This window comes from Pseudomonas sp. Irchel s3f7 (assembly GCF_900187615.1).
Taxonomy (GTDB): Bacteria; Pseudomonadota; Gammaproteobacteria; order Pseudomonadales; family Pseudomonadaceae; genus Aquipseudomonas.
This window is the reverse complement of record NZ_FYDO01000001.1, coordinates 67,579-84,608: the sequence shown is the minus strand read 5'-3', so window position 1 is coordinate 84,608 and position 17,030 is coordinate 67,579. Positions and strand designations below refer to the sequence as shown.

Below are 17,030 nucleotides of genomic sequence, written 5' to 3'. Positions count from 1 at the left end.
CCTTCCGGCGTTACCGTTGCACGTGGTTGCTCAAGGTTTTGTCGGAATGTTGCAGCTCCCTTCACCCTGATTCAGCCCGACCTTGGTGTTGGGTGGTAGCGAAGCGGCGGGTTTGCCCGTGATGGTGTAGGTCACGTTGCCTTTTCCCCAGTCGATAACATTGTCTTCGTCGAATATAGGCAGGATGTGAGTGGCATAGGGTTCGATAAGCCAGACAATCCCGTTTTGCGCCTGGTCGTCGGTGATGTCAGTAAAGGTGTGCTTTTTCTGGGCGTCGGAGATAATTGTCGAAGGATCGTTGAAGTCCTTATAAGCATTCCACACGACTTCTACGTCATCGCCCGGCTTCAGATGAGCACTCGGTGGAATCCGGTACTCAAAGCCGTATTCGGTGCCGCCAGCATTCCAGCGCAATGAATTGCAGTTTAAGTTGCCGACGCTGCTGGGATGCAGCGGTTCGGCAGGCGGCAATTTCAGCACCAAGAACTGAATGTCGACGGGTGTACAGAGCTTGGGTTCTTGTGGATTGGCATGATCTGCATGGGTCAGCACGTACCACACCGGCATGGCAATATCCGGGCCTTCGCCGCGGATGATGTCCCAGTCAAGCGGGATTTCGATAGTGTCCCCCACCTCGTCGTCGGTGAGATCGATCACACGCGGATCGCCAATGGGTGTTCCGTTCCACATGACCTGATACGTATCTCCATCCTCCAGCGGCGTAACAAGCTTTATTTTGGCGAAGACATCCTCATCCTCATCGGTATCGATCAATTTATTAGGGTCATCTGATTTACCCACAATATTGACCACTTCCAGATTGGGGTTTCCAGGCTCCGGGTTCGGGTTGACCGGGCCGGGGATGGACAGGTTGCATTTGATGGTTTCCACAACCGAAGGAAAGGGTTCTACACCACGAAATACTGTGTAGCTAACCTTCGTATCGACGGGTCCCTTCGCGTTTCCATAGGCCTGCAGAATCATGTTCCATGGCACCAGAATTTCAAACCCGCCGGAGGGATTCGCCCCCAGAGGCGTTCCGGGTTCGATCTTCCGGCCCTCCCATTCGACAACGACGATGTCGGTGTTCTTACCGTTGTTGACGTGGTCAAGATGAACCTTCAGCACGCCATCGATAATATCCTCGCGGCGAAGCTCCCCATCAGCAGGGGTCGGGTCTAACACGGTGGGTTTTGACAACGGTGGGAGAGGCAGAACGTCAAGTGCCACGGAGATGAGTTCGTACCGGGACAACCCGCTGATATTGCCAGCCTTGTCGATCAGGACATAACCGCCACAGCACAGGCCATCCCCTGCCTCGATGAATTTGACTTTCGGAATTTGTACCTTGCCGCCGCCAAGAATGGGTACGGGTCCAATAAAAACGATTTCTTCAGGATCCTCGGGCAACTCATCTTTCAGCCATGCGAAGGCGACATGAGTCCCCACGGCATCGCCGGTCCAGTTGGGAATCGTCGCCTCGAGGAAGTCATCCGTACCGAACGTGGCATCTGTAATCGGAGGCGTGAACGTGAACACCATTTTACTCGGAGGGGTCGCGCCGTTGGGCGGGATTTTGTCGATAAAGATACGAACACGGCCAGAATGGTCTTGTGTTTCATTATAGTTTTGATGTTCATATCTGAGATCAAAGCCGCCTTCATTTTCAGGCTCCAGAAACCAGGCACTCGTGAGGGTGAATACCAGTGGCACCCATGTGGCCCCTCCAACGTAGGTATGTTCCGTTCCAACAAGCGTCCATTCGTTACTGTTCGCACGCGCAATCTGGAGCCTGAAATATTCCGTATAGTCAGGATTAGTCGGAAGCGAACCGCTCCAGGTGTTTATGGTTATTGTTTGATCGGTATCAAGCGTCTTGCGGAGAATGAGTCCCGTTGCATCTATCACAATGTGGCTGACATCCGGGTCCTGGACCACAAAAGGCACATTCCCGCCGGCCGTGGATTTACCTGCATCAAGCCTTTGTTCTTTTTTATCTGAACCTGCCATGTTCGCTCTCCGTTATTCACACCTGTCGCCCCGGATATTGCGAGGCGCATAGGCTCGAAAAGCAGACCGAAAATATCGGGCACTACGTTCACGCTTCCCGTCGTTCTGCGCGTGGGAACAGTAAACAGCGATTTACGAAATGGCGTAACTGTCAAAGTTGACAGGTACCTGCGGTTATTCGTCGGATTTCTTCCGGTGCAGTTAACGTCGATGTCCCTAGAGGTGATTGCGATTTCGCGTGTCAAGCATCACGGCGCAGGGGCTTGTTTAAAAGCGCTGTAGGTTACTTGATGAAAGCTACAAGACCTTGCGCCGTTGCCTACGGGTACGCCAGAATCCGCCGGCTTGTGCACCTTGGGGGTCGTCGGTAACTTGAATCGGGTCACTGATTGTCAGTGATCGGGTTTAGTCGCCCGGTGGTTTTAGCGAAGTGCACAAGCGCGATCAGTCAGGCATTCCGATGCTTGTACTCGATGGTGGCTGTGCGCAGGGCGCCTTAGGGCGCGCCGGTTTGCTAGATCCCCGGTCGACTAACCTGCGCACAGCTGCCTCCCCATTCGTTTAGTCGCGAAAGGGACGGCGCTCCATTTGAGGATCTAGCTTATGCTCAAGGTAACCCCAAACCCGCCGGACACCGATCCGACCTCCCCCTACGAACCCGACGCCACCAAACTCAACGAAGCCGCCGAACGCGCCCTCGATTTCCACTTCCCCTCCATCGCCGACATCAAGGCCACCCCGCGCGCACCCAGCACGCTGTTCAGCGTCGACCCGCAAGCCACGAGCGAAACCCTCGCGGTATACCTGGTCGAGACACTGGCGTCGGTGGATGTGATGGTGCATCACTTGGTGGACTTGCTGGACGGTGGATCGCGCAATGCCCTGCTGGGCATTTCCAACAGCGTGATGCTGGCGGAGATCACCGCCAACCGCTTGCTGGACCAGATCGACCCACCCGAATAGAGCGGCTCACAGAAGCAGGGCTTTTGTGGCGAGGGAGCTTGCTCCCGTTCGGTTGCGCAGCAGCCGTCGTTTTGGGGCTGTTACACAACCCAGCGCGAGCAAGCTCCCTCGCCACAGGTCAATCAAACCGGTCGTGATGCCAGCCGCCACACGCGAGCAATATCTCTCGCCCGTTCACGCAGCAAGCGCGGCGCCTGGTCACAGGCTTCCTGCAAGGTCATCGGCCCACTCGACAGGGAAAACGCGGCATCGATGCCATGCTCGTACAACTCTTGATAATCCTCGCCCAATGTTCCGGCGATGACGATCACCGGCACGCCGTGTGCCTTGGCAATGCGCGCCACACCCATGGGTGTCTTGCCGCGCAAGGTTTGCGCGTCGAAACGGCCCTCGCCGGTGATCACCAGATCGGCGCCCGCGACCGCTTCTGCCAGACCCACCATTTCCGCGACCACGTCCACCCCGGACTTGAATTGCGCCCCCAAAAACGCCTTGGCGGCGAATCCCAAACCGCCCGCCGCCCCGCTGCCCGGCTCGTCGCGCACATCTTTTTTCAAGGCTTTTGCACAGAGCCCAGCGAAATGGTCCAGCGCTTGATCCAGCTGTTCAACCTGCTCCGGCGAAGCGCCTTTCTGCGGGCCGAAAATCGCCGAGGCACCGTGGGGGCCGCACAGCGGGTTGTCTACGTCTGCCGCGATGTCGAACCGCACACCGGCCAGGCGCGGGTCGAGGTCACTGAGGTCGATGTGCGTCAATCGCGCCAACGCGAGCCCGCCCGGTGCCAGCGGCATACCCTGGCCATCGGACAGTTGCACCCCTAACGCCTGCATCGCGCCGGCACCAGCGTCATTGGTCGCGCTGCCACCAATCGCCAGAATCACCCGTTTTGCACGGGCCTTCAGCGCCTCGCGAATCAACTCGCCCGTGCCGTAAGTGCTGCTGATACACGCGTCGCGCTCACCCGGCGGCACCAATTGCAGGCCGCTGGCTTCGGCCATTTCGATGATGGCGGTGCGGCTGTCAGGTAACCAGCCCCACTTGGCGTTCATGGGTGTGCCCAGTGGTCCTCTCACCACGATGTGGCGCAGTTCGCCACCGCAGACTGCAAGAATCGCCGCGACAGTCCCTTCCCCGCCATCGGCCATCGCGCATTTGATCAACTGTGCATCCGGCCAGACCTCGGTCAACCCCTTGGCAATGGCATCGGCCGCACCTTGCGCGCTGAGGCTGTCTTTGAACGAATCGGGGGCGATCACTATTTTCATGGGAATTCTCCTGTTCCAATCTCCATATGCTGCCAGCCACCCTGAACAATAACGCCGGTCCGGTGCACAAGCGGTTTTGAGGATTATTGTTCATTTCTACAAAACCAAAGGCACACACGCTCACTGCGGCAGCGCCTACGGGATATGTGTATCGGTCTGGGGCAGTAGCTGCACGCCCAGGTACAACGCCAACATGCCGTCGAGGCGCAATGGGTCGACGCCGCTGAGTTCAGCAATCCGTTCCATCCGATAACGCAGGCTGTTGCGATGAATCCCCAACGCATCGGCGCAGGCCTGACTTTGACCGTCGTGGTCACACCAACTGCGTAGCGTAGCCAACAATTGGCCATTGCTGTCCTTTGCGATGACTTTGCGCAGCGGGTTGAGTAACTCGTCAAGAGCATCGTCGTCACGGTGACGCCAGAGCATCACGGGCAGGCGATAGCGGTTGAGGGTCAGCAGTCGAGAGCCTGGCAACACATCACGCCCGTAAGCCAACAAGTCACCGACCCGACGATAGCAACGGCGTAAACCTGTCAGTCCATCGGCCTGCCCGCCCACGGCGAGGCGCAGGATGTTCCAGCCCAGGCCATCGAGCTTATCCAGCAAGCGGTCATTCTCGATGGATTGGCTGGCCGGTCGGCACCAGAGCAACGAAGACTTGGCTGAACTCACGCACCAACTGTCGGGATAACGGGTCGTCAGCCAGGCGCTGAGCGCCTCGACGGTTTGCCCCGGCCCGTGTTCCAAACCCAATTCAAACAAGTACGGCACGCGGGTCATGTGCGGTTTCAAACCCAGTTGCTGTGCCTCGTCGATCAAGCGCGGCGAACTGCCGGCGTCACTGAGCAGCAGCGCCAACAGGTCATCGCAACGCTGGCGCCGCCATTGTTGCTCGGCCTGCTGGTTGCGCTGGCCCACCAGCATTTCGGCGGTCATGCGTACCAGCGCGGCGTAGGTGCGCAGTTGCTCGGGTTCACCAGTGATGCCGAGCACGCCGATCAAGCGTTGATCGAGCATCAGCGGCAAGTTAATGCCCGGCTGCACGCCCTTGAGATGAATCGCGGTTTGCGCGTCGATCTCGACCACGCGGCCGTTGGCCAACACCAGTTGCGCGCCTTCGTGGCGAGTGTTGACCCGCTCCGGTTCGCCGCTGCCGAGGATCAGCCCTTGGTTGTCCATGACGTTGACGTTGTACGGCAGGATGGCCATCGCCCGGTCGACGATGTCCTGGGCCAGGTCGTGATCGAGTTCAAACATGGGCGTGATCCTTGAAGACAGTGATGGAACGGCTTGTTCACCCGCACAGGGCTGGTTCGCAAACCCTGTGCGCAGGCACAAAGACAGCAACCATTACGGTGGCCGAGACTCTCAGGGCGATCAACGTTACCCTTTGCATCGCAAAAAATCATAATAAAGAGAGAGCCGCCATGTCACAGAGCGCCGTAGCGTCCCAGGCCATCGCTGACGATAAAAACGCCGTCTACAAACGCATTACGCTGCGTTTGATCCCCTTCATTTTCATCTGTTACCTGTTCAACTACCTCGACCGGGTGAACGTTGGATTTGCCAAGTTGCAGATGCTCGATGCGCTGAAATTCAGCGAAACGGTGTACGGCCTCGGCGCCGGCATCTTCTTTATCGGCTATGTGTTGTGCGGCGTGCCGAGCAACCTGGCCCTGACCAAGTTCGGCCCACGACGCTGGATCGCGCTGATGATGATCACCTGGGGCACGCTGTCGACGTGCCTGTTGTTCGTCACCACGCCGACCGAGTTCTACACCTTGCGCCTGTTCACGGGCGCGGCCGAAGCCGGGTTCTTCCCGGGCGTGGTGTTGTACCTCTCGCAGTGGTTCCCGACGTTCCGCCGTGGCCGCGCCTGATCACCACCCATTTCCCCTGTAGGAGCGAGCCTGCTCGCGATAGCGGTTTCACAGTCAACATGGATGTTGGCTGATACTCCGTCATCGCGAGCAGGCTCACTCCTACAGTTGATTGGAGTGTGTTTGAGATTTGCGTTTGCTCCCGGCAATGGTTCTGGTATCTGATTGAGCCTTTCCCACTGGTAAAAGGATTTGCTCATGAGCTATCGCACGCTGGGTCATTCAGGTCTGCAGGTGTCCACCCTGACCCTGGGCACCATGATGTTCGGCGAACAGACCAGCACTGAAGATTCCCTGCGAATCATCGCCAAGGCCTGGGACCAGGGCATCAATTTCATCGACACGGCGGACGTCTACACCAACGGTCGCTCCGAAGAAATCGTCGGCGAGGCCATCGCCAGCCACCGCCATGAATGGGTACTCGCCTCCAAGGTCGGTTTTGGACCGGTGGACGGCGTTCCCAACCGCAGCGGCTTGAACCGCAAGCACATCTTCAACTGCATTGATGCCAGCCTGACGCGCCTGGGCACCGACTACCTCGACATCTATTACCTGCACCGCGAAGACCACAACACACCGCTGGAGGTCACGGTGTCGGCCATCGGCGATTTGATTCGCCAGGGCAAAATCCGTTACTGGGGCCTGTCCAACTATCGTGGCTGGCGCATCGCAGAAGTCATTCGCGTGGCCGACCAGCTCGGCGTCGACCGGCCGGTGATCAGCCAACCGCTGTACAACATCGTCAACCGCCAGGCCGAGTCCGAGCAGATCACCGCTGCGCAAAACTACGGTCTTGGCGTGGTGCCTTACAGTCCGCTCGCACGCGGTGTGCTCAGTGGTAAGTACGCGCCGGACGTGAAACCGGACGCCACCAGCCGCGCCGGGCGTGCGGACAAACGAATTCTGGAAACCGAATGGCGCGTCGAATCGTTGCGCATCGCCCAGCAAATCCAGCAGTACACCCAACAGCGCGGCGTGGGCATCGTTGAATTCGCCATCGCCTGGGTGCTGAACAACAGCGCGGTCACTTCGGCGATCGTCGGGCCTCGCACCGAAGCGCAATGGGACGCCTACACTAAGGCACAAGCGGTAGAAATCACCGCCGAAGACGAGGCGTTCATTGACTCGCTGGTAACGCCGGGGCATGCCTCGACACCGGGGTTCAATGATGTGAGCCACTTTGTGTCGGGGCGCAAACCACGCATTGCCTGACGAAACTCATCCTCTGTAGGAGCTGGCTTGCCAGCGAAGGCGGCGTGCCTGACATACCGCGTCGTCTGGATCGCCAGCAAGCCGGCTCCTACAGAATCCGCCTACGGAGGTGATTGTTGATCAGTAATCACGGCTAAAACCACGTATCCTCCGCACCCCCGTTTCACCTTCAACCTCGCGAGGACAGCTTGTCTAAAGGTATCGCTCTATCGGTTTCAGCCTCGGTGCTGTTTGCCGTCATGTATTACTACACCTCGCTGCTCACTCCATTGAACGGTGTGGAAATTTTCGGCTGGCGCATGTTGCTGACGGTGCCGTGCATGACCGTGTTCATGGTGGTGTCCGGCGAATGGAAACGCGTGGTCGAGTTGGTCCGGCGCGCGGTCGCCAAGCCAAAATTGATCGGCGGCCTGATCGCCTCTTCCGCCCTGCTCGGCGTACAACTCTGGCTGTTCATGTGGGCACCGCTCAACGGTTACAGCCTGGATGTCTCCCTCGGCTATTTCCTGTTGCCGCTGACCATGGTTCTGACCGGGCGCATCGCCTATGGCGAACGTCTCTCGTACCTGCAAAAAGTCGCCGTGGTGTTCGCGTGCCTCGGGGTGGTCAATGAGTTGTATCAGGTCGGCGGTTTTTCCTGGGCGACGCTGCTGGTGTGCATCGGCTACCCGACCTATTTCGTTCTGCGCAAGCGCTTGGCGGCGGACAACCTCGGCGGCTTGTGGCTGGACATGGCGTTGACGCTGCCCGTGGCATTCTGGTTCGTGCAGAGTGGCGAGCAAGGTTTCGGCGTGTTCGAGCAGCATCCGTGGCTGTCGCTGTTGATTCCGGTGCTGGGCGTGATCAGTGCGTCGGCACTGGTGGTGTATATCATCGCCAGCCGCTTGCTGCCCTTCAGCCTGTTCGGGCTGTTGAGCTATGTCGAACCGGTGCTGCTGTTGGGCGTGGCGTTGTTGCTGGGGGAAAGCATCAAGCCCGGCGAGTGGCTGACGTACATCCCGATCTGGATGGCGGTGCTGGTGTTGGTGTTTGAAGGGTTCAAGCATCTGGTCCGACAGCGCAGACCCTAAAAAAAACCGGTCACAAAGGACCGGTTTTTTTACATTTACACCCGCTTAGTCAGTGGTCAACACACCACGACGCACCTGGTCCCGCTCGATCGATTCGAACAGCGCCTTGAAGTTACCTTCGCCGAAACCGTCATCACCCTTGCGCTGGATGAACTCGAAGAACACCGGCCCCATCAGGGTTTCCGAGAAGATCTGCAACAGCAGGCGCTTGTCGCCCGACTCGGACGAACCGTCCAGCAAAATGCCCCGCGCCTGCAGTTCGCCCACCGGCTCGCCATGGTTCGGCAAACGGCCTTCGAGCATTTCGTAGTAGGTTTCCGGTGGCGCGGTCATGAAGCGCATGCCGATGCTTTTCAGGTGATCCCAGGTCTTGATCAGGTCATCGGACAGGAACGCAACGTGCTGAATGCCCTCGCCGTTGAACTGCATCAGGAACTCTTCGATCTGACCGGCGCCCTTGGACGATTCTTCGTTCAACGGGATGCGGATCATGCCGTCCGGCGCGGTCATGGCCTTGGAAGTCAGGCCGGTGTACTCGCCCTTGATATCGAAATAACGGATTTCACGGAAGTTGAACAGCTTCTCGTAGAAGTTGGCCCAGTAGGCCATGCGACCGCGATACACGTTGTGCGTCAGGTGGTCGATGATCTTCAGGCCTGCACCGACCGGGTGACGGTCAACGCCTTCAATGAACACGAAGTCGATGTCATAGATCGAGCTGCCTTCACCGAAACGGTCGATCAGGTACAGCGGCGCACCGCCAATGCCTTTGATCGCCGGCAGGTTCAGTTCCATCGGGCCGGTTTCGATGTGAATCGGCTGGGCACCCAGCTCAAGCGCACGGTTGTAGGCCTTTTGCGAATCCTTGACGCGGAACGCCATGCCGCACACCGACGGACCGTGCTCGGCGGCGAAGTACGAGGCCACGCTGTTGGGTTCATTGTTGAGGATCAGGTTGATCGCGCCCTGGCGATACAGGTGTACGTTTTTGGAGCGGTGGGTCGCGACCTTGGTGAAGCCCATGATCTCGAAGATCGGCTCCAGGGTATTGGGGGTCGGCGAAGCGAGCTCGATGAATTCAAAGCCCATCAGGCCCATTGGGTTTTCGTATAAATCTGCCATGGTCGGCGCCTCATCATTCTTATCAATTAACAAAGGTTAGTTGCTAGCAATGCTGAGACCGGTGGGTGGCGCGCAGGAGATGCCCCGCACGCTGCGGGCGAGAAAGTCACCGTAGATCAGTTGAAACCCGAATATCTTCATTGTCGACCCAAGGCTCTTGCGGGCGAGGCTTCTGCTGCCAGAAGACGATTATTATTGTATGCGTAACCGGATTCTACACAGCGTAAATCAGTTTGTCCGCCTTCTGTATAAAATCCCCTTTTCCCGTGAGCGCGCAAGGGGTTTGTTGCACCGGAGGGTTTTGACAGGTTTTGCTCATGGATCGTCATACGTTCGCGCAACGAGGGTGCGGCGCGATCACGTATCTTCGACTGTCACGCTTGTTCGACGCCCGGCAGACAACCCGCAGCCGATGAGCATCAACGAGCGGCACAACCGCCAACGGCCAACTATCATGGCCATACCCGAACTCTTTATGGGAGGCCTACTGCCCTGCCAGCTTTTGAGAGCCCAACATCATTGCAACAGGTTTTGTGAATGCCACTGAAAGCCAAAGCTCACCAACGCAACCTCAGGGTTGCTATCACCCTGGTCAGTGGTTTACTTCCAATCCTGCTGGGGGCCGTCATCCTCTATTGGCAGGCGGAGCGCACGCTTAAACAAGGCACCGAACAGACCGCCCACGAAGCGATTCGCCAGTTCGATCTGATGCTCGATAACACGGCCCATGCAGCCCAGATCTTGCTGCCGCTGGCCGGCCAGAACTGCAAAGACGTCACGCTCGCCCTGCGCGAACAAGTCACCCGCCGCCCTTTTGTGCGCTCGACCAATCTGGTCTGGGGCGATGACCTGTATTGCAGCTCGCTGTTCGGCGAGTACCACGAAGTAGTCAACCCTGGCGACTACACGCTCGGAGGGTTATGGCTCATGAACGGAAATCCGGTGACGCCCAATACGGCGTTGCTGGTGTATCGCCTCAGCGAAGGCAAGAAAGGCGTGCTGACGACCCTGGACGGTTATCACTTGAGCAACATCCTGCGCCTGATCGGTCGCAAGACCACACTGTTGCTGCAAGTCGGCCCGGATTGGCTGTCGGCGGACGGCAAGGTCCACAAAGGTGAACGGCCAGAATTGCCGGTCGCCCAGAGCACTGAGCTGTCCGAAAACTATGCCTTTACTGTTTCGGCAGGTTTCCCCGAAGGCGAAACCTGGCGATACATGAGCAGCGAATACCCGCCCCTGTTCAGTTTGCTGATTTTTTTCGGTGTGATCTCCGGGTCCATCGTTCACTTCCTGCAAAAGCGCGCAATGTCGCCGACCCATGAAATGCAAAGGGCACTGGACGCGTCGGAGTTCATTCCGTACTTCCAGCCCGTTGTGCATGGCGACAGCAAACGCTGGGCCGGTTGCGAAGTGCTGATGCGCTGGAAACATCCAAAGGAAGGCCTGGTGCGTCCGGACCTGTTCATTCCGTTTGCCGAACACACCGGGCTTATCGTACCGATGACCCGCTCGCTGATGAAACAGACCGCCGCCCTGCTCGCACCGCAATCGGCCTCTTTCAGCGAGCCCTTTCATATCGGCATCAATATCACCGCGAGTCATTGCCAGGACCTGGTGCTGGTCAAAGATTGCCGTGAATTCCTTGACGCGTTTGCGCCCGGCTCGGTCCACCTGGTCCTGGAGCTGACCGAACGGGAATTGATTTCCCCGACAGCGACCACGCTTCAACTGTTCGAGCAACTTCATGAGTTAGGGGTAAAAATGGCCATTGATGACTTCGGCACCGGTCATTCAAGCCTTGGTTATTTGCGTCAGTTCAATGTGGACTTCCTGAAAATCGATCAGAGCTTTGTCGCCATGATCGGCATCGACACGCTCTCCAGTCACATACTGGACAGCATCATCGAGCTGGCAGGCAAGCTCGACCTGGCGCTGGTTGCCGAAGGTGTGGAAACAGAGGAGCAAAGTGACTACCTGAGCGATCAAAGAGTGAATTTCCTTCAGGGTTATCTGTACGGCAAACCGATGTCTGGTGCAGAGTTCATTAGCGCATTAAGTGACTATTAACTAACGGACTAACCGATAAAACAACGCTTGTACGCGCCATCGCGAATAAAAATACAACTGTTGTTACATGAAGAAAAAGTCAGGATTTACTCTTGGCCAATTAACTACTACAATTTTTCATGCCTGCAGTAAATTGGCAGGTGAGCCATTCTCACCGGGTCGCTTCAAGGCTCTTGGCTTATAGCTTTGTTCGCGGTTGGTATCAGCCAAACACACTATTGGAGTAAAGATATTGTCCAGACTCGCTGAATTTCGTGCAGCTGAAAAAGCCCTTCAAGAACAGCTCAAGCAGCTGGAATCCTTGAAGAACGATGCCGGGCTCAAGAAAGAAATCGAATTCGAAGAGAAGCTCCAGGGCTTGATGAAAACATACGGCAAGAGCCTGCGTGACATCATCGCCATCCTCGATCCGAACCCGAGCAAATCCGGCTTGCAGCAGGCCGCTGCGCCCAAAACCCGCCGCGCTCGCGTGGTAAAGGTTTATCAGAACCCCCACACCGGCGAACTGATCGAAACCAAGGGCGGCAATCATCGCGGCCTGAAAGCCTGGAAAGAGCAATATGGCGCCGCTACTGTTGATTCCTGGCTGCGCGGCTAACATTTGCAGCAATAAAAATGCCCTGCCAGTGCAGGGCTTTTTTTGTGGGCGCCATCTAAATCCAGGGAGGTCACGCTCACTTACCTAATTGCCTATCAACTTTGTGCTTAATCCATTCGGGTATCTAAATTTTTCTTCATGTGTCACGACGTCGCCGCCGCCAACTAAAGTTTCAGGCTGTTGCGTGCGACCTGTATTTCTCCCTCGCTCGCCTTGTAAGCCTCAGCCTGCCCGGCGTATGAAAGAACATAGGCTTTATCGGCACCCACCGCAGCGACCAATGTTTGAGAGAGCACATGCCTGCCATTCTGCGTGATGGTGCAGGTTGTCTCCAGTGCTGCCAATTGACTCAGTGTCGTCGCGCGAATGCGTGTACAGACACTTTGATAACCGCCCGCAAAGAAATCTTTTTGCACAGCCTTGCGCATTTCCAGCAACACGCCTTCCAGGTTTACCTGATGATCGTTTTCGACCTGGCTCACCGTCAGCTCCATGACCATGACCGGTGTACCGCCTTGATCATTCTTCACCGCCCGTTGGCGGCTGACCTTCGAATCGGCTTCGGGAGGAATGACTTCAACCTGCCAGCCGTCCGGCCAGGTCATGGCCGGCGCTTCGGCGAACGCAGGGTTAATGCCTGACAACAATGCCAACAGGACGAGCAGCGATTTACCGGTTCGAAACATTGCAATGAGCACCCAGAATTTAATCCGCAAAGTCTGGGCCCAGGCCGGCTGTCAGGCAATAGCCGACTGTTTGGGTTTGGCGATGTCAGAGCCCTTGCGTATCATTGTCGCCATTCGTTAGCCCACATATTTTCCGGAGGGCCCATGAGCCTGCACGAATTGAACAGCTTCCCGGGTGTCACCGCCCAGCCAGACACCGCCACCCAGAATTTTGTCTTCAATCACACCATGCTGCGGGTCAAGGACATCACCAAGTCCCTGGATTTCTACACCCGCGTGCTGGGCTTTACGCTGGTAGAGAAGCGTGACTTCCCGGAAGCCGAGTTCAGCCTGTACTTCCTGGCGCTGGTCGATAAAAACCAGATCCCGGCCGATGCTGCTGCGCGCACCCAGTGGATGAAGTCGATCCCGGGCATCCTCGAGTTGACCCACAACCACGGCACCGAAAACGATCCGGACTTTGCCTACCACAACGGCAATACCGATCCGCGCGGTTTCGGCCACATCTGCATCTCGGTGCCGGACATCGTCGCCGCGTGCGAACGTTTTGAAGCACTGGGCTGCGATTTCCAGAAGCGCCTGAGTGACGGCCGCATGAAGAGCCTGGCGTTCATCAAGGATCCGGATGCCTATTGGGTCGAGATCATTCAGCCAACGCCGCTGTAAATTAACGTCAAAAGATCGCAGCCTGCGATCTTTATCAACACAAAAAAACCCCATGATCACTCATGGGGTTTTGTGTTTTCAGCGCCAGGGTTCATGCCGGGGCGGAAGTGCGGATCAAGTGGTCAAAAGCACTGAGCGAAGCCTTGGCACCCTCACCCACCGCGATCACGATCTGCTTGTACGGCACGGTCGTCACGTCACCGGCAGCGAACACGCCCGGCACCGACGTTTCACCACGCGCATCGACAATGATCTCGCCACGCGGCGACAACTCGATGGTGCCTTTGAGCCAATCGGTATTTGGCAGCAAACCGATCTGCACGAAGATCCCTTCCAGTTCCACGGTGCGCAGTTCGTCCGTCTGGCGATCCTTGTAGCGCAAACCGTTGACCTTCTGACCGTCGCCGGTCACTTCAGTGGTTTGCGCATGGGTGATCACGGTGACGTTCGGCAAACTGTGCAACTTGCGCTGCAACACGGCATCGGCGCGCAACTGCACGTCGAACTCCAGCAGCGTGACATGGGACACGATACCGGCCAGGTCGATAGCCGCTTCGACGCCGGAGTTGCCGCCGCCGATCACCGCCACGCGCTTGCCTTTGAACAGCGGACCGTCGCAGTGCGGGCAATACGCCACGCCCTTGTTGCGGTATTGCTGCTCGCCCGGGACGTTCATTTCACGCCACCTTGCACCCGTCGCGAGGATCACGGTTTTGGCCTTGAGCTTCGCGCCGCTGGCGAAGTGAACTTCGTGCAATTCACCTGCTTTGCCCGTGATCAATTTGTCTGCGCGTTGCAGGTTCATGATGTCCACTTCGTACTGTTTGACGTGTTCTTCAAGCGCGACAGCCAGTTTCGGTCCCTCGGTTTCCTGCACGGAGATGAAGTTTTCGATGGCCATGGTGTCCAGCACCTGCCCACCAAAACGCTCAGCCGCGACGCCGGTACGAATGCCTTTACGCGCTGCGTAGATCGCCGCCGACGCACCGGCCGGGCCACCGCCGACCACCAGCACATCAAAGGCTTCTTTGGCGCTGATCTTCTCGGCCTGGCGTTCGATGCCGCTGGTGTCGATCTTGGCGAGGATTTCTTCCAGGCCCATGCGCCCCTGACCGAAGTTCACACCGTTGAGGTAGATGCTCGGGACCGCCATGATCTGGCGCTCATCGACTTCCGCCTGGAACAACGCACCGTCGATGGCGACGTGACGGATGTTCGGGTTCAACACGGCCATCAAGTTCAATGCCTGGACCACGTCCGGGCAGTTCTGGCAGGACAGCGAGAAGTACGTCTCGAAGGTGAACTCGCCTTTGAGCGAGCGAATCTGTTCGATCACTTCAGCGCTGGCTTTCGAAGGGTGGCCGCCGACTTGCAGCAGCGCCAACACCAGCGAAGTGAATTCGTGGCCCATCGGGATGCCGGCGAAACGCAGGCTGATGTCGGCTCCCGGGCGGTTGATCGAAAACGATGGCTTGCGTGCATCGTCACCGTTATCGAGCAACGTAATTTGAGTGGAAAGACTGGCAACGTCTTTCAGCAGCTCGAGCATTTCCTGGGATTTCGCACCGTCGTCGAGGGAAGCAACGATCTCGATCGGCTGGGTGACCCGTTCCAGGTACGATTTCAACTGGGTTTTAAGATTGGTGTCCAACATACGGGCGATTTCCTTGAATTCTTGAGACAAAAAAACGCCCGAGCGAATCTCGCCCGGGCGTTTTTATTGGGCGGTGCAGCTTGCTTAGAAGGTGCGGATGTCCGCCCTGATGAAGCGCGTCACAGACTTAGATCTTGCCGACCAGGTCCAGGGACGGAGCCAAAGTGGCCTCGCCTTCTTTCCACTTGGCTGGGCAAACCTGGCCCGGGTGAGCAGCGACGTACTGGGCAGCCTTGATCTTGCGCAGCAGCTCGGAAGCGTCACGGCCTACGCCGCCATCGTTCAGTTCAACGATCTTGATCTGGCCTTCAGGGTTGATCACGAAGGTGCCACGGTCAGCCAGGCCAGCTTCTTCGATCAGTACGTCGAAGTTGCGGGAGATGGCGTGGGTCGGGTCGCCGATCATGGTGTACTGGATCTTGCCGATGGCTGGCGAAGTGTTGTGCCAGGCAGCGTGGGCAAAGTGAGTGTCGGTGGACACGCTGTAGATCTCGACGCCCAGCTTCTGGAACGCGTCGTAGTTGTCAGCCAGGTCTTCCAGTTCGGTTGGGCAAACGAAGGTGAAGTCGGCTGGGTAGAAGAACACGACCGACCACTTGCCTTTCAGGTCAGCGTCCGAGACTTTTACGAAGTCGCCGTTTTTGAAGGCGTCAGCTTTGAAAGGTTTAACTTGGCTGTTGATGATAGGCATCGTTGACTCTCCGTCAGGGGTTAAGAAGTTGATGGAAAGAACTTTACCTATCCAATCGCTCGATAGCTCATTGGCAAACCTGATGCTGCTGATTGGCTTTGGCTATTAGCCAACCTTATTAATAGAAGAAAACTGAATTTACGGTGCGACAGGTTTTTCGAGTCGCGTCATGCCCAGAAACGGGCTGGTCTCGATGTAGCGCATGGCGGACTTCATGTCCTTCCAGCCCACGTAGCTCATCAGCGACTTCAAGTCCCATCCACTTTGATGCGCCCACGTCGCGAAACCACGGCGCAGCGAGTGGCTGGTGTAATGCTCGGCGGCGATGCCTGCGCGCTCCAACGCCTGACGCAACAATGGAATCACGCTGTTGGCGTGCAGGCCCTCTTCGTTCAAATGGCCCCAGCGGTCGATGCCGCGGAAAACCGGCCCGCGTACCAGCGCCGCTTCAGTGATCCAGTCGATATAGGCCTGCACCGGGCACAGTCGCTGTAATGCCGGGGTTTGATAGGTTTTGCCGAGGTTCTCGCGATCACTCTTGCTGCGCGGCAGGTACAGCGTGATGCCGACAGCGGTGCTGGCTTGCACGTGTTCGATCTGAAGCCGGCACAACTCGTCACTGCGAAAGCCGCGCCAGAACCCCAGCAGGATCAATGCGGTGTCCCGCTTGGCGCGCAACAGCGCAGGACGGTCATTTTCGGCTTTCGCGATTTGCGCTTCCTGCGCCAGCCAGGCCACCACTTGTTCCAGATGCTGAAGCTGCAAAGGCTCGGCCTGTTTCTCCTGGGCCGGGTGCAGCGCCCGAATGCCCTTGAACACCTTGCGCACCACCGGCGCTTTGGTCGGATCGGCAAAGCCCTGGCTGTTGTGCCACTGCGCCAACGCCGACAAGCGCAGCTTCAGGGTGTTGATCGACAACACCCCGGCGTGGGCGACCAGATAACGCGCCACGCTATCGCTGGTCGCCGGCAGAAACCCGCCCCACACCCCCTCGAAGTGTTCGATGGCCGCCCGATAGCTGCGCCGGGTGTTGTCGCGTGTCGCGGCTTGCAGGTAACGCTCGATATCGCTCATTGAAAAACACCATCACCTGGGTCTGCGGCGCTCTCGGTTTTTTCGCGAGCAGGCTCGCTTCTACAG

14 protein-coding genes and 1 pseudogene are annotated in these 17,030 nt (G+C 57.5%); 7 read left to right on the top strand and 8 right to left on the bottom strand.

What is annotated here, in order from left to right; all coding sequences use genetic code 11:
- Positions 1–30: 30 nt before the first annotated feature.
- Positions 31–2,010 (bottom strand): hypothetical protein, encoded by a 1,980-nt coding sequence (locus tag CKW19_RS00425; RefSeq protein WP_095056053.1) that lies wholly within the window; start codon positions 2,008–2,010, stop codon positions 31–33.
- A 603-nt stretch (positions 2,011–2,613) separates the two neighbouring features.
- Between CKW19_RS00425 and CKW19_RS00420 the strand changes: the two genes are divergently transcribed.
- Positions 2,614–2,973 carry a DUF6124 family protein gene (locus tag CKW19_RS00420; RefSeq protein ID WP_095056052.1) on the top strand — a complete coding sequence of 120 codons (360 nt, stop codon included), beginning with the start codon at positions 2,614–2,616 and terminating at the stop codon, positions 2,971–2,973.
- A 122-nt stretch (positions 2,974–3,095) separates the two neighbouring features.
- On the opposite strand, the gene CKW19_RS00415 is transcribed toward CKW19_RS00420, so the two are convergent.
- Both CKW19_RS00415 and CKW19_RS00410 read right to left on the bottom strand, forming a co-directional pair.
- Positions 3,096–4,238 carry a glycerate kinase gene (locus tag CKW19_RS00415; RefSeq protein WP_095056051.1) on the bottom strand — a complete coding sequence of 381 codons (1,143 nt, stop codon included), beginning with the start codon at positions 4,236–4,238 and terminating at the stop codon, positions 3,096–3,098.
- A gap of 135 nt (positions 4,239–4,373) precedes the next feature.
- Entirely contained in the window at positions 4,374–5,498 is a 1,125-nt protein-coding gene (locus tag CKW19_RS00410; RefSeq protein WP_095056050.1) for a sugar diacid recognition domain-containing protein, read from the bottom strand.
- A 170-nt stretch (positions 5,499–5,668) separates the two neighbouring features.
- Between CKW19_RS00410 and CKW19_RS00405 the strand changes: the two are divergent.
- The 3 genes and pseudogenes from CKW19_RS00405 to rarD all read left to right on the top strand — a co-directional run.
- Positions 5,669–6,115 (top strand): annotated as a pseudogene (locus CKW19_RS00405) (MFS transporter); the annotation flags it as partial.
- Between the two features lie 204 nt (positions 6,116–6,319).
- Complete coding sequence (locus tag CKW19_RS00395) at positions 6,320–7,333, top strand: aldo/keto reductase (RefSeq protein WP_095056048.1); 1,014 nt, start codon at positions 6,320–6,322, stop codon at positions 7,331–7,333.
- A 188-nt stretch (positions 7,334–7,521) separates the two neighbouring features.
- On the top strand, positions 7,522–8,403 hold the full coding sequence (rarD, locus tag CKW19_RS00390) for an EamA family transporter RarD (protein WP_095056047.1): 882 nt from the start codon (positions 7,522–7,524) through the stop codon (positions 8,401–8,403).
- A 45-nt stretch (positions 8,404–8,448) separates the two neighbouring features.
- Here rarD and hppD read toward each other — a convergent pair whose 3' ends face one another.
- Positions 8,449–9,525: a 4-hydroxyphenylpyruvate dioxygenase gene (gene hppD, locus CKW19_RS00385; RefSeq protein WP_095056046.1), complete on the bottom strand. Its 1,077-nt coding sequence runs from the start codon at positions 9,523–9,525 to the stop codon at positions 8,449–8,451.
- Between the two features lie 537 nt (positions 9,526–10,062).
- On the opposite strand from hppD, the gene CKW19_RS00380 reads away from it, so the two are divergent.
- On the top strand, positions 10,063–11,595 hold the full coding sequence (locus CKW19_RS00380) for an EAL domain-containing protein (protein ID WP_095056045.1): 1,533 nt from the start codon (positions 10,063–10,065) through the stop codon (positions 11,593–11,595).
- Between the two features lie 232 nt (positions 11,596–11,827).
- A complete protein-coding gene (locus CKW19_RS00375; RefSeq protein ID WP_095056044.1) occupies positions 11,828–12,193 on the top strand; it encodes a histone-like nucleoid-structuring protein, MvaT/MvaU family in 366 nt (121 codons plus the stop codon).
- A gap of 164 nt (positions 12,194–12,357) precedes the next feature.
- Here the strand turns inward: CKW19_RS00375 and CKW19_RS00370 are convergent, their stop codons facing one another.
- Positions 12,358–12,879 (bottom strand): DUF4946 domain-containing protein, encoded by a 522-nt coding sequence (locus tag CKW19_RS00370; RefSeq protein ID WP_095056043.1) that lies wholly within the window; start codon positions 12,877–12,879, stop codon positions 12,358–12,360.
- A 144-nt stretch (positions 12,880–13,023) separates the two neighbouring features.
- On the opposite strand from CKW19_RS00370, the gene gloA reads away from it, so the two are divergent.
- Positions 13,024–13,545 carry a lactoylglutathione lyase gene (gloA, locus tag CKW19_RS00365; RefSeq protein ID WP_095056042.1) on the top strand — a complete coding sequence of 174 codons (522 nt, stop codon included), beginning with the start codon at positions 13,024–13,026 and terminating at the stop codon, positions 13,543–13,545.
- Positions 13,546–13,636: 91 nt separating this feature from the next.
- Here gloA and ahpF read toward each other — a convergent pair whose 3' ends face one another.
- The 3 genes from ahpF to CKW19_RS00350 form a co-directional block, all read right to left on the bottom strand.
- Positions 13,637–15,199 carry an alkyl hydroperoxide reductase subunit F gene (gene ahpF, locus CKW19_RS00360; protein WP_095056041.1) on the bottom strand — a complete coding sequence of 521 codons (1,563 nt, stop codon included), beginning with the start codon at positions 15,197–15,199 and terminating at the stop codon, positions 13,637–13,639.
- Between the two features lie 127 nt (positions 15,200–15,326).
- A complete protein-coding gene (gene ahpC / locus CKW19_RS00355; RefSeq protein WP_007975937.1) occupies positions 15,327–15,890 on the bottom strand; it encodes an alkyl hydroperoxide reductase subunit C in 564 nt (187 codons plus the stop codon).
- A 138-nt stretch (positions 15,891–16,028) separates the two neighbouring features.
- Complete coding sequence (locus CKW19_RS00350; RefSeq protein ID WP_095056040.1) at positions 16,029–16,964, bottom strand: site-specific integrase; 936 nt, start codon at positions 16,962–16,964, stop codon at positions 16,029–16,031.
- Between the last annotated feature and the right edge of the window lie 66 nt (positions 16,965–17,030).